Genomic DNA, 13,092 nt, shown 5'->3' on the forward strand with positions numbered 1-13,092 from the left:
AGTCAGGCAGGTTGTAGCTCGGGCCGAAATTGCCGCGCAAAAGGTTGCCGAGATAGTGGATATATTGCAGCCAGAGCGGATCATTGAGGCCGAACTGGGCTTCGAGATTGGCCTGGATCTGCGGGCTCAGACCCCGCTCCTGGTTGAACGGGCCGCCGGGGGCGACGCGGATCAGGAAAAACGCCAGCGTCACGATGACGAACAGCGTCGGAATGGCGGTCAACAGCCGCCGGAAGACATAACGCAGCATCGGCGCTCCGCTTCAGCCAGGGCGACAGCTCTCCAGACGGAGACCTGGGCGCACCGGCGTATCTGATCTTCGCACCGGTATCCCCGAAAATCCAACCCGACTTTCGGTCCGGCACAACGACAGACCGCTGCCACCGCTCCCAAAAGGGAACGGCGGCGCGGCCAAGCTTGCCTGTCAGTCCTTGGAGATGAAGCGGGACGGATGCACGTCCATGACATTGTCGGTGAAGCCGTGGAGCTTCGATGAAACGATGTCGTGGTAGCTGTAATAGAGGAGCGGGATCTGCGCCTCATCGTCGATAAGGATGCGCTCGGCCGCGGCGAGGTCCTTCATGCGCTCCTCTGGCTTGCCGCCGGCGGCGGCCGCCTTGTCCATCGCCGCCTCATACGCGGCGCTGTCGTAGTTCGAATAGTTGTTGCCGCTCGCCTTGCGCGAAATGCCGAGGAAGGTTTCGGGATCCTTGTAGTCGGCGATCCACGCGGCGCGCGCCACGTCGTAATTGCCCTTCTGCTGAAGGAAGGCGTAGTGGGTCTTGGTGTCGGTGTTGAGCAAGGTCACCTCGACGCCGAGCGGCTTCAGCTGCTCCTGGATGGCGATCGCCGTATTCTTGTGGTTCTCGGAGGTGTTGTAGCGGATTTCCATCTTCAGCGGATGCTCGGGCGTATAGCCGAGTTTCTCAAGAATCTTCTTGGCCTCGTCCTCGCGGTCGATCTGCGACATATCAGCGAATTTGGCCATTGCGGGCGTGTAGCCCTCGATGCCGGGAGGCACCATCGAATAGCCGGGCAGCATCGAGTTCTGCCAGACCTTCTCAGCCAGGAAGTCGCGGTCGATCGCCATCGAGATGGCGTTGCGCAGCTCGACATTGTCCCAAGGCGCCTTGTCGGTCTTGATCGAATAATAATAGGTGCCGAGATACGGGCCGACCTTGATCTGGTCGCCGAACTTCGCCTTGAGGTCGGCAAGCTGCTCGGTCGGCAGGTCGTCATAGCTGTCAAGCTCGCCGGCCTCGAAACGCTTCATGGCCGAGGAGCGATCCTCGGTCGGGATGTAGTTGACGGTGTCGATCTTAACGTTGGCGGCATCCCAGAATTTCGGATTCTTGACAAGCTTCAGGTGGTCGTTGGGCACCCATTCGGCGAGCGTGTAGGCGCCGTTGGAAACCAGCTTGCCCGGCTTGATCCAGTCGGCGCCGAGCTTGTCCATCGAGGCCTTGTTCACTGGATAGGTCGCCTGGTGGGTGAGCATTTCCAGGAAGTAAGGGGTCGGCGCCTTGAGCGTCACTTCCAGCGTGTTGGCGTCTACCGCCTTCACGCCCATGTCCTCGGCCTTGCCCTTCTTGGTGTTGAAATCCTCCGCGCCCTTAACCGGATAGAGCATCGAGGCATATTCGGCAGCGGTCGCCGGATCTTCCAGCCGGTGGAACGCGAAGACGAAGTCCTGCGCTGTCACCGGGGAGCCGTCGGACCATACGCCGTCCTTGCGCAGCTTGAAGGTGTAGACGGTACCGTCGTCCGAAACCGTCCAGCTTTCGGCGGCGCCGGGAATGAGATTGGCCTTCTCGTCCTGCATCACGAGCCCCTGGAACAGGTCGCGCAGGATGTTGGCTTCGTAAACCGTCGATGTCTTGTGCGGATCGACCGATTCCGGCTCGGCGGCGCTGCCGCGGTTGTAGACGACGTCGGCAAAGGCATATGTGTGGAAAGCACCGGTGGCCAGCGCCATGGTGGTGGCGAACACCGTCGCCTTCAGCATGTTTTTCAGCATGAAGTCTCTCCCTGTCGGCGCGGCCCCCTCAGCCACACCTTTTGCGTGTTGACGCCCCGGAACCGTTCAAAAAGGCCCCTTTCGAGCGTGCCGCCGGTCCCTTCCGGCAGCTGGTGGCAGGAGACTAGACAGAGGAAAATCTTATTTCAACCACCCGCTGCTTGACGTTGAGTGAGCGGCATCTTGCTAAAATAGCGAAAACTAACGCTTTTACCTCGATTTCAACTTGCCACACCTATCGGTTGTTCCGGTTGTTTTCAGTTTTTGCAAGCAGGTTTTGGCATTCTCCGGCCCATGCTGAAGAACCGAAAATTCCGCGTTTCATGGTCCTGCTTTCGTGCCGACGTCACGGCGACGTCGGCGGTCGAGTTCGCCATGCTGGCGCCGGTCTTCATCCTGCTCCTGCTCGGAATGGTTGCATACGGAATTTATTTCGGCGCGAGCAGTTCCATCCAGCAACTGGCGGCGGATGCCGCGAGAACGGCGCTCGCCGGAATGAACCAGACGGAACGCCAGACGCTGGTGGCTAGTTTTCTCAGCAACAATGCCAACGGTTACCTCTTCGTCGATCCCACCAAGCTGACCTACCAGGCCAATGACAGCGCCGCCGACGGCAGCCAGTTCGTCGTCTCGATCCAGTACGACGCCCGGAACCTGCCGATCTGGAACCTGATTCCCAGCGCCGGATTGCCCGCGACCACGATCTCACGCCAATCCACGATACGGGTCGGAGGCATCTGAATGGCGCGGCGGCTGCAGACAAGGATGGTTCGCCTCGCGCGATCGATGATCGGCGACAAGAAAGCGAACTTCGCCGTCATGGCGGCGCTCAGCGCGCCGGTTGCGCTGGCGCTGGCCGCCTTCGCCATCGACGAGGCCTCCATCTACAACGAACGCCGGACTGCCCAGGCCATGACCGACCTGGCCGCGATCACCGGTGCGTCGAATATCACCGACATCCAGAATGCCGTGGTCACCACGCTCAAGGACAACGGGATGCCCGGCATCATCGTCCAGCAACCGGGCCAGACCGTCACGCCGACCGCCGGACAGACTGTCGTGGCCATCACGCCCGGCCAGTATACCGCGGCATCCACGACGGCGGTCGGCCAGCGCTTTCAGGCAGGTGTGACCCCCTACAACGCGGTCAACGTCGTCCTTCACAAGATTCCCGCGCGCTATTTCGCCAGCGCGCTCATCCCACCGCCCGTCATCGGCACGCAAGCGACCGCCAGCATGACGCCGATGGCAACCTTCGCGGTCGGCTCCAGGCTTCTCAGCCTCAATGGCGGCATCCTCAATTCGCTGCTCAGCGGCCTTCTGGGCGGCAACATCTCGCTCAGCGTCATGGACTATAACGCGCTGGTCTCGGCCGACGTCGACGTGCTTTCCTTCACGAGCGCACTGGCGACCCAGTTGAACCTGACCGCCGGCACCTATTCCGACGTGCTGGCCTCAAAGGCAACGATCGGCCAGATCGCAGCCGCGATGGCCAGCGTCCCCGGGCTTGACGGAACCAGCGCCGCCGCCTTGCAGGCGATTGCCGGCAAGGCCACGAGCACGGTCAAGATCCCGCTCAACACGCTTGTCGATCTTGGCGGCGTCGGAAACCTGGCGATCGGTCAGAAGCCACCTGGCCTCGGCGTCTCCGCGAGCGCCATCGGAATGCTGACGGCCGGCGCCGTGCTGGCGAACGGCACCAACCAGGTTGCGCTCAACCTTGGCGCCACCATACCGGGACTTACCTCTACGACCGTGACCATCGCCATCGGCGAACCCATGCAGTTCTCGCCGTGGCTGTCCATCAACCAGGTGGGCACCACGGTGCGCACCGCCCAGACCCGGATCAAGATCTCGTCGTCCGTGACCATCGGCACTTCGGCTCTGGGTGGCGGCGTCAACCTGCTGGCGGTCAATCTGCCGCTCAATGTCGAGGTCGCCTACGCGCAAGCCACATTGACCAACATCACCTGTCCGAACGGCCCCTCCAGCATCAAGGTTTCCATCGCCGCGCAACCCGGCATCGCCGCGCTGCATCTTGCCAACACCACCGGCACGGGCTTCGCCAACTTCAGCCAGCCGCAATCGTTCACAAACGCCGAGATCGCGGACGTGAATCTCAGCCTTTTGCTGGTCAACATTCCGCTGCTGCAGGTCATGGGCTCGGCCGCCACCGCAATCACCAACAATGGTCCGCAGACGCTGACCTTCAACGCGACGGACATCGCCAACAAGGCGACAAAGACCGTTTCGACGCGAAACATAACGCAGTCGCTGACATCCTCGCTGATCAACAACCTGTCGATGTCGATCAACGCGCTCGGCCTCGGCCTCGACGTGACCGGCCTGCTGAACACCATCACCCCGGCGGTGACGACCGTGCTCAACGGCGTGACCGCTCCGGTCGACAACCTACTCTACAATTTGCTTTCGACGCTCGGCGTCAGCGTCGGGTCGGCCGACGTCCGCGTCACCGGCGCGACCTGCGGACGCGCTGTGCTGGTCCAGTAGAGCCGGCAGTCAGCCAATCCGGCCAAGGAAGCAGCCGAGCGCCGGCATGGCCAGCACGTTGTCTTCGAGGACGCCTGCGTTTCCGACACCGGGATCGATGGCCTCGACGGCTCCGATATCCGGCAACGCCCAGCTTGCCGGCCCGGCGGCGAAATTGAAGACGCAAAGGAGCTTTTCGCCGCCCCCATCGCGAACAAAGGCCAGCACGTCGCCCTCGGTATCGAGAAAGCGGATCGAGCCCGTGATCAGCGCTGGGTGGCGCTTGCGCAGGGCCAGGACCAACCGGTAGGCGCCAAGCACCGACCCCCCTTCGCCATTTTCCACATCGACGGCGCGGGCGCGATGCGCCTGCGGCACGGGCAGCCATGGCTTGCCCGTCGAGAAGCCGCCATTGTCGGCGCCGGCTTCCCAGACCATCGGCGTACGGCAGCCATCCCTGCCCTTGACGCCCGGCCAGAAGCGGATGCCGACGGGATCGCGCAGATCCACATAGGCGAGCTCGGCCTCTTCGAGCCCAAGCTCCTCGCCCTGGTAGAGACAGATCGAACCACGCAGGCAGGAGAGCAGCGCGATCGCGAACTTCGCCATCGTATCGGTACTCTCGCCGGGTCGCGCCCAGCGGCTGACGTGACGCACGACATCGTGGTTGGAAAAGGCCCAGCAGACCCAGCCGTCAGCCACGGCGTTCTCGAACGCCTCGACGCAGCCGCGCACATGGGCGGCCGAGAATTGAGGGCCGAGCAGGTCGAAGGTGTAGCACATCTGCAATTTGTCACCGCCTGAGACATAGGCGGCGAGCGTCTGCAGCGAGCGTTCCTCGTCACCGACCTCGCCGACCGCCGCGCGGTCCGGATATTCGTCCAGCAGCGCGCGGAAGCGCTTCAGGAAATCCAGGTTCTCGGGGCGCGTCTTGTCGAAGAGATGCTCCTGGAAAGCATAGGTGCTGGTCGCACCGTTGGTGCCGGCGACGCTCGCCGCGAGCGGCGGGTTGTCGCGCAGCCAGCGATCGTGGACATAGTAGTTGACCGTATCTAGCCTGAAGCCGTCGACGCCGCGCTCCAGCCAGAAGCGCACCGCGTCCAGCAGCGCATCCTGAACATCGGAATTGTGGAAGTTGAGGTCCGGCTGCGCGGCCAGGAAATTATGCATGTAATACTGTCGGCGCGTGGCGTCCCACTCCCAGGACGGCCCGCCGAAGACGGACAGCCAGTTGTTGGGGGCGTTGCCGTCCGGCTTCGCGTCGGCCCACACGTACCATTCAGCCTTGGCGTTATCGCGGCTGGCCCGGCTTTCGACGAACCATTCGTGCTTGTCGGAAGAGTGCGAGATCACCTGGTCGATGATGATCTTCAACCCGAGCCGATGCGCCTCGGCGACGAGCGCATCGAAGTCCTCCAGCGTGCCGAACATCGGGTCGACGTCGCGATAGTCCGACACGTCATAGCCCATGTCGGCCATTGGCGATTTGAAGAAGGGCGAGAGCCAGACGGCGTCGACGCCGAGCGAAGCGACATGGGCTAGCCGCGCGGTGATGCCCTTGAGGTCGCCGCTGCCGTTGCCGGTCGTGTCCTGGAAGGAGCGCGGATAGATCTGGTAGATGACGCAGCCGCGCCACCATTCTGCCCCCTGTCCCGCATTCTCATCAATCATCAAGAACCCTTCCCGGCGCGGGCCTTTGCGGCCCGGCGCTCGATCATGAAAGCCACGCTGCGGCCGGGCAGCGGCCGCGCCAGGTCGACAGCCTGCGCCTCGATTGCCGGGCGCCACTCAAAACCGTCACGCGGCGGCAGGCTGAAGACGCATTGCCGGCGGTCGCCATTGAGCATGACGGCAAGGCGGTCCTCGGTATCGCCGAGCAGCATGACGAGCCGATGTCGGGCGGGATCGTTCCAGTCGCCCTCGCCGAGCGGCGCGCCGGTTTCGGTCAGCCAGGCGACGTCGGGGATTTCCAATCCGCCGGCCGGCCTGCCGGTGAGGAAATGCGTTTCCGCCAGCGCCGGGAAGGCGCGGCGCAATTGCGAAAGCGCTCCAGTGTAGAGTTCAAGCGCCTCGTCGCGGCCGGCCCAGTCGAGCCAGGTGACGGCGTTGTCCTGCGCATAGGCGTTGTTGTTGCCCTTCTGGGTGCGGCCGAACTCGTCGCCGGCGGTCAGCATGATCGTGCCGCGCGAGGCGAACAGCGTCGCAAGCAGCGCGCGCTGGTCGCCGAAGCGGGCCTCGGCGATCGCGGCATCGCCGGTCTCGCCTTCGACGCCATTGTTCCAGGACAGGTTGTCGTCATGGCCGTCGCGGTTCTGTTCGCCATTGGCCTCGTTGTGCTTACGCTCATAAGCGACGATGTCGGCCAGCGTCATGCCGTCATGCGCGGCGATGAAGTTGACTGTGCGGGTTACCGGCCGCCCTGTCCTGCCGAAGACGTCCGAGGAGCCGGCTAGCCGCGTGGCCAAAGCGCCTATCGCGCCGGCGTCCCCCCGCCAGAAACGCCTGACATCGTCGCGGTAGCGGTCGTTCCATTCGAGGTATGGCGGTTGGAAATTGCCAAGCTGGTAGCCATTCGGACCGATGTCCCAGGGCTCGGCGACCATTACCCGGTCGGCGAGCACAGGATCGTCGGCGATGGCCTGGAGCAAAGGCGCGTCCGCGTCGAACGCGCCGTCGACCCGGCCAAGCACGGGGGCAAGGTCGAAGCGGAAACCGTCGACACCGGCATGGCGGACGAAATGGCGAAGCGTGTCGAGCACCATTGCCCGCACGACCGGGCGGTGGCAGGCGACCGTGTTGCCGGTGCCGGTGTCATTGGCCAGGCGGCCGTCAGGCAAATGCCGGTAATAGGCCTGAGCATCGAGGCCGCGCAGCGACAATGTAGGCCCGAGCCGGTCGCTTTCGCCCGTGTGATTGAAGACGAGGTCGAGGATGGTGCCTATGCCTGCCTTTCGCAGCGCGGCCACGGTGTCGCGCAATTCCGTCAAGCCGCCGGGCGCTAGGCGCGGGTCGAGCGCCATGAAGGTCACCGGATTGTAGCCCCAGGCATTGCTCAAACCCAATGGCGGCAGATGGCGCTCGTCGATCGATGCCGTCACCGGCATAAGTTCGACAGCGGAAACGCCGAGACGCTTCAGGTGCTCGACGATCGCAGGGTGAGCGAGAGCCGCGATAGTGCCGCGCTGCGTCTCGGGTACGTCCGGGTGGAGCTTGGTGAAGGAGCGGACATTGAGCTCGTAGATCAGGCCGCTGGGCTGGAACAACGGGGGCCGGGACACGACGGGTTCCAACGGTGGAAGGGCTATCGCCTTCGGCATCAACGGGGCCGTGTCGGCGCCTTCGTTGCGTTTTGCGGCAAGCCGCCAGTGGTATTGGTAGGGCCGGTCGATCTCGATGGCATAAGGGTCGGTGAGCAGTTTGTCCGGGTCGAACCACAGGCCCCGCTCCGGCGCGTAGTCGCCATCGGCGCGGAAGCCGTAGCGCGTGCCCTCGTGTAGACCCGAGACAAAAAGGGCATGCACATCGTCGGCTTCCGGCTTCAGCTCCAGCCGGTCGAGTTCGCGCGCGCCGCTATCGTCGAAGATCGAGACCCAGAGGCGACGGGCCGACGACGACCAGATCGCAAAGCGAATGCCTTCCGGGGTGACGATGGCGCCGAGGTTGGTCATGAACGCGCGACTTCCCCTTCTCCCCTTGTGGGAGAAGGTGGATCGGCGCGCAGCGCCGAGACGGATGAGGGGTGGGTGAAGGAATGAGGCACTGGCGATCGGAACGCCAGTTTGCGCCAAGCTGGAACACCCCTCATCCGACCGAGCTTCGCTCGGCCCCCTTCTCCCACAAGGGGACAAGGGGGAGTCGTCGCTACCACCCTCAAGTAATCACGCTCGGCTTGTTGCGGCCGGTGTGGCTCTTGATGCCGGCGATGTCGTCGGCGGCGGCTATGAGGTCGGCCAACGCTACCTGGGTGTCGAGGTCGTGCCTCGCCTTGTCCGGTTCGTAGCGCTCGATATAGACGCGCAGCGTCGCACCGGAGGTGCCGGTGCCGGACAGGCGGAAGACCACACGCGAGCTGCCCTCGAACAGGATGCGGATGCCCTGGTGCTCGCTGGTCGAGCCGTCAACCGGATCGTGATAGGCAAAATCGTCGGCATTGGCGATCTTCAGGCCACGCACGCTGGTGCCGGGCAGCGAGCCGAGCTTGGCGCGCAACTCGTCGATCAACTTGTTGGCGCGATCGGCCTCGACCTCTTCATAATCGTGGCGCGAATAGTAGTTGCGGCCGTAGGTCGCCCAGTGCTCGGTGACGACGTCCTTGCAGCTCTCATTGCGCACCGCGAGGATGTTGAGCCATAGGAGCACAGCCCACAGGCCGTCCTTCTCGCGCACATGATTGGAGCCAGTGCCGGCGCTCTCCTCGCCGCAGATCGTCGCCATGCCGGCGTCGAGCAGGTTGCCGAAGAACTTCCAGCCGGTTGGCGTCTCGTAGATGCCGATGCCGAGCTTTTCGGCGACGCGGTCGGCGGCCCCGCTGGTCGGCATCGAGCGGGCGATGCCCTTCAGACCGTCCTTGTAGCCCGGCGCCAGACGCGCATTGGCCGAAAGCATCGCCACCGAATCCGACGGCGTGACGAAGATGCCCCTGCCGATGATGAGATTGCGGTCGCCGTCGCCATCGGAAGCCGCGCCGAAATCCGGCGCATTCGGCCCCATCATCTCGTCATAGAGGTGCTTGGCGTGCACTAGGTTCGGGTCGGGGTGATGGCCACCGAAATCCGGCAGCGGCTTGAAGTTGCGGCAGGTGCCGTCGGCCGCGCCGAGGCGACGCTCGAATATCTCCTTGGCATAGGGACCGGTGACCGCGTGCATGGCGTCGAACCGCATGCGGAAGCCCGACTTGAACAGCTTCCGTAGCGCGTCGAAATCGAACAGGCTTTCCATCAATTCGGCGTAGTCCTTGACCGAGTCGAAAACCTCGACCGTCATTTCGCCAGCCTTGACGGTGCCGATGGTATCGATGTCGACCGCATCGATATCGGCGATCTTGAAGCTCTTGATCTCCTTCGACTTGGCGAAGATCGCATCGGTAATCTTTTCGGGCGCCGGGCCACCATTGCCAGCATTGTACTTGATGCCGAAATCCTCGTGCGGGCCGCCGGGATTATGGCTGGCCGACAGGATGATGCCGCCGAAGGTCTTGTACTTGCGGATGATGTTGGAGGCGGCGGGCGTCGACAGGATGCCGCCCTGCCCGACCATCACCTTGCCAAAGCCGTTGCCGGCGGCGATGGCGATGGCCTTCTGGATGACCTCGCGGTTGTAGAAGCGGCCGTCGCCGCCGATCACCAGCGTCTTGCCTTCAAAGCCTTCCAGGGCATCGAAGATCGACTGGATGAAATTCTCGGCATAGTGCTCCTGCTGGAACACGGGTACCTTCTTGCGAAGGCCGGAGGTGCCTGGCTTCTGGTCGGGGTATGGTTTGGTGGAGACGGTTCTGATCATGCCTCAGGCAGCCCTTTTCGAAAGCAGCAAGCGATAAAGTTCAACGTATTTCTCGGCGCTCTTGTCCCAGGAGACATCGGCCTTCATGCCCTGACGCTGGATCGAGGCCCAAGCCGCGGGCCTGGCATGCGCCTCGACCAGCCGGCGGATGGCGTGCAGCATCGCGCCGCCATTGTTCGGCGCGAACTGGAAGCCGGTGGCGACGCCGGCCGACAGCGCCGCTTCATTAGCGTCGATGATGGTGTCGGCGAGCCCGCCCGTGCGGGCGACGACAGGCACGCAGCCATAGCGCAGGCCGTAGAGCTGGGTGAGACCGCAGGGCTCGAAGCGCGAGGGAATGACGATGGCATCGCAGCCGCCCTGCATGACGTGCGACAGCCCCTCGTCATAGCCGATGACGACACCGACACGGCCGCGATGGCGAGCGGCTGCGGCCAGCAGCGAGCCTTCGAGGCCGGCATCGCCCGACCCCAGGACCGCCAATCGCGCCCCGCGCTGAACAACGCCGTCGACCACCGCTGCCAGTATATCCATCCCCTTCTGCCAGGTGAGCCGGCTGATGACACAGACGATGGGGCTGTCGTCCGCCTCCAGATTGAAGCGGTCCTCGACGGCCTTGCGGTTGAGGTGGCGCGCCTCGAGCGTGTCGGCGGTGTAATTGGCGACCAGATGCTTGTCGGTCTCGGGATTCCAGATATCGACGTCGATGCCATTGACGATGCCGTAGAGGTCGACGGCGCGCATGTTGATCAGCCCGTCGAGGCCCATACCGAACTCGGGCGAGCGGATCTCCTGCGCGTAGGTCGGGCTTACCGTGGTGATGGCCCAGGCGGCCTGCAGGCCGGCCTTGAGATAGCCAACGCCGCCATAATATTCGACGCCGTCGAGCTGCATTGCGACCCCCGGCAGCCCTAGCTCACCGAAGATGCCGGCGCCGAACTGGCCCTGGAAGGCGAGATTGTGCACGGTAATCAGCGACGGCACGCCGACGGCCTTGCCGTAGCGCATATAAGCAAGCGTCATCGCCGACTGCCAGTCATGGGCATGCACGAGGTCGGGCTGGTAGCCGGAGATCGAGCCGCCGGCGATGTCACCGCCAACCTGGCTCAGCGCCGCGAAGCGCCGCCAGTTGTCCGGCCAGTCTGAGCCGGAAGCGGTGCCGTAAGGCCCGCCCTGGCGGTCGAACAGATGCGGCGCGTCGAGCACGAAGAGGTCGAGGTCGCCGATCTTGACGGCGTGGACCGCCGCCTTGCCGCCCTGCAGCAGCGGATACTGGTAGACGGCCTTCTTCTTGGCGAAGGCCGCCATCACCACTGGATAGCCGGGGATCAACGTGCGCATCGCCACGCCCTTGCCGGCAAGCGCGATCGGCAACGCGCCGGTCACGTCGGCAAGCCCGCCGGTCTTGATCAGCGGAAAAATCTCGGGTGTGACCGATAGAACCTGCATGCGCTCCACATTCCGATCTCAAAGTGACAGGTCAAAGTGACAATCTGTTGATCAAGTCGTCAGCTTGCTGATCACGTTGCTGATCGACCTTGTCAGGTCGACAGCTTGTTGATCATGTCCTGCGTGATCAGGCAGATGCCCTTTTCCGAAACGCGGAAGCGCTTGGCGTCGAGCGCCGGATCCTCGCCCACCACCAGCCCTTCCGGAATGTGGACGCCGTGGTCGATGACGACGCGCGTGAGGCGCGCGTTGCGGCCGACCTGGACGTCGGGCAGCATCACCACTTCCTCGAGCTTGGAATAGGAGTTTATGCGCGCGCCGGTGAAGATCAGGCTGCGGCGCAGCGAGGCGCCGGAAATGATGCAGTCGCCCGACACCAGCGACGAGATCGCCTCGCCGCGGCGACCATCCTCGTCATGCACGAACTTTGCCGGCGGCTTCAATTCGGCATAGGTCCAGATCGGCCAGTCGCGATCGTAGAGGTCGAGCTCGGGGGTCACATCGGTGAGGTCGATGTTGGCCTCCCAATAGGCGTCCACCGTTCCGACGTCGCGCCAATAGGGTTCGGACTCATGCGAGGAACGGACGCAGGATTTGGCGAAGCGGTGGGCGACCGCCTTACCGTGCTCGACGATATAGGGGATGATATCCTTGCCGAAGTCGCGGCTCGAGCCGGGCTCGGCGGCGTCGCGGCGCAACTGCTCCATGAGGAACTTGGTCTTGAAGACGTAGATGCCCATCGATGCGAGGGCGAACTCCGGCTTGTCGGGGATGCCGGGCGGGTCGGCCGGCTTTTCGACGAAAGCGATGATGTTGTCCTTGCCATCGACATGCATGACGCCGAAGCCGGTCGCCTCCATGCGCGGCACCTCCAGGCAGCCGACGGTGACGTCGGCGCCGGCGTCGACGTGCTGGCGCAGCATCAGCTCGTAGTCCATCTTGTAGATGTGGTCGCCGGCAAGGATGACCATGTATTCGGGGCCATAGGCCTCGATGATGTCGATGTTCTGGTAGACGGCGTCGGCGGTGCCTTCATACCACTGCGTTTCCGAGACGCGTTGCGAGGCCGGCAGGATGTCGAAGCTCTCGTTTCGCTCGGGCCGCAGGAAGTTCCAGCCGCGCTGCAGGTGGCGGATCAGCGAGTGCGCCTTGTACTGGGTGGCGACGCCGAGGCGGCGAATGCCGGAGTTCAGCGCGTTGGAGAGGGCGAAATCGATGATGCGCGTCTTGCCGCCGAAATAGACGGCGGGCTTGGCGCGCCGGTCGGTCAGCTCCTTGAGGCGGCTGCCGCGGCCGCCGGCCAGCACGTAGGCCATGGCATCGCGCGCCAGCGGCTGGGTTCTTTTGATCTCTGCCATTGTTACCCTCCCAAGTAAGCTGTCCGGATTATTACTTTAGCCAGATGAGATATCATCTGGCTTGGTCCGCGACGAATTCAAGCATGATCGTCGACAGCGGCGGCAACAGCATCGTCGCCGATACGCCGCCCCCTTCCCCGCTCGCCTCGACCGTGCCGCCATTGCCCATGCCAGAGCCGCCATAGTCGGCGGCATCCGTATTGATGATCTCGCGCCACTTTCCCGCCTTCGGCAGCGGCACGCGATAGTTCTCGCGCGGCACCGGCGTGAAATTGGCGA

9 protein-coding genes and 1 pseudogene are annotated in these 13,092 nt (G+C 63.7%); 2 read left to right on the plus strand and 8 right to left on the minus strand.

The features are described 5' to 3' along the window. Positions 1 to 250 (minus strand): annotated as a pseudogene (locus Q0L57_RS27205) (ABC transporter); the annotation flags it as partial. 174 nt (positions 251 to 424) lie between these two features. Beyond that, positions 425 to 2,017, minus strand: a complete 1,593-nt coding sequence (locus Q0L57_RS27210) for a peptide ABC transporter substrate-binding protein (protein ID WP_296746163.1) — start codon at positions 2,015 to 2,017, stop codon at positions 425 to 427. Between the two features lie 375 nt (positions 2,018 to 2,392). On the opposite strand from Q0L57_RS27210, the gene Q0L57_RS27215 reads away from it, so the two are divergent. Both Q0L57_RS27215 and Q0L57_RS27220 read left to right on the plus strand, forming a co-directional pair. Further along, the gene (locus Q0L57_RS27215) at positions 2,393 to 2,758 is read left to right on the plus strand and encodes a TadE/TadG family type IV pilus assembly protein (protein WP_296746164.1); all 366 of its coding nucleotides are present in this window, start codon (positions 2,393 to 2,395) and stop codon (positions 2,756 to 2,758) included. After that, positions 2,759 to 4,528: a TadG family pilus assembly protein gene (locus tag Q0L57_RS27220; RefSeq protein WP_296746165.1), complete on the plus strand. Its 1,770-nt coding sequence runs from the start codon at positions 2,759 to 2,761 to the stop codon at positions 4,526 to 4,528. 9 nt (positions 4,529 to 4,537) lie between these two features. On the opposite strand, the gene Q0L57_RS27225 is transcribed toward Q0L57_RS27220, so the two are convergent. The 6 genes from Q0L57_RS27225 to Q0L57_RS27250 form a co-directional block, all read right to left on the minus strand. After that, complete coding sequence (locus Q0L57_RS27225; RefSeq protein WP_296746166.1) at positions 4,538 to 6,178, minus strand: alpha-glucosidase family protein; 1,641 nt, start codon at positions 6,176 to 6,178, stop codon at positions 4,538 to 4,540. Further along, a complete protein-coding gene (gene glgX, locus Q0L57_RS27230) occupies positions 6,178 to 8,175 on the minus strand; it encodes a glycogen debranching protein GlgX (RefSeq protein WP_296746167.1) in 1,998 nt (665 codons plus the stop codon). The genes Q0L57_RS27225 and glgX overlap by 1 nt, the downstream gene beginning before the upstream one ends. A gap of 202 nt (positions 8,176 to 8,377) precedes the next feature. Then, positions 8,378 to 10,006 (minus strand): alpha-D-glucose phosphate-specific phosphoglucomutase, encoded by a 1,629-nt coding sequence (locus Q0L57_RS27235; RefSeq protein ID WP_296746168.1) that lies wholly within the window; start codon positions 10,004 to 10,006, stop codon positions 8,378 to 8,380. 3 nt (positions 10,007 to 10,009) lie between these two features. Beyond that, positions 10,010 to 11,455, minus strand: coding sequence for a glycogen synthase GlgA (gene glgA, locus Q0L57_RS27240; protein WP_296746169.1), 1,446 nt, complete (start codon positions 11,453 to 11,455; stop codon positions 10,010 to 10,012). A 92-nt stretch (positions 11,456 to 11,547) separates the two neighbouring features. Continuing rightward, entirely contained in the window at positions 11,548 to 12,813 is a 1,266-nt protein-coding gene (gene glgC / locus Q0L57_RS27245) for a glucose-1-phosphate adenylyltransferase (RefSeq protein ID WP_296746170.1), read from the minus strand. A gap of 52 nt (positions 12,814 to 12,865) precedes the next feature. Further along, positions 12,866 to 13,092 (minus strand): alpha amylase C-terminal domain-containing protein (locus Q0L57_RS27250; RefSeq protein ID WP_296746171.1); only part of this gene is annotated, 227 nt, incomplete at its 5' end.

Origin of the sequence: Mesorhizobium sp., from assembly GCF_024509055.1 — a bacterium.
GTDB lineage: Bacteria > Pseudomonadota > Alphaproteobacteria > Rhizobiales > Rhizobiaceae > Mesorhizobium.

Excerpts from the sequence above, each read along its gene's own strand:
- Q0L57_RS27210 (WP_296746163.1), bottom strand. The coding sequence starts at position 2,017 with ATGCTGAAAAACATGCTGAAGGCGACGGTGTTCGCCACCACCATGGCG.
- Q0L57_RS27215 (WP_296746164.1), top strand. The coding sequence starts at position 2,393 with ATGCTGGCGCCGGTCTTCATCCTGCTCCTGCTCGGAATGGTTGCATAC.
- Q0L57_RS27220 (WP_296746165.1), top strand. The coding sequence starts at position 2,759 with ATGGCGCGGCGGCTGCAGACAAGGATGGTTCGCCTCGCGCGATCGATG.
- Q0L57_RS27225 (WP_296746166.1), bottom strand. The coding sequence starts at position 6,178 with ATGATTGATGAGAATGCGGGACAGGGGGCAGAATGGTGGCGCGGCTGC.
- glgX (WP_296746167.1), bottom strand. The coding sequence starts at position 8,175 with ATGACCAACCTCGGCGCCATCGTCACCCCGGAAGGCATTCGCTTTGCG.
- Q0L57_RS27235 (WP_296746168.1), bottom strand. The coding sequence starts at position 10,006 with ATGATCAGAACCGTCTCCACCAAACCATACCCCGACCAGAAGCCAGGC.
- glgA (WP_296746169.1), bottom strand. The coding sequence starts at position 11,455 with ATGCAGGTTCTATCGGTCACACCCGAGATTTTTCCGCTGATCAAGACC.
- glgC (WP_296746170.1), bottom strand. The coding sequence starts at position 12,813 with ATGGCAGAGATCAAAAGAACCCAGCCGCTGGCGCGCGATGCCATGGCC.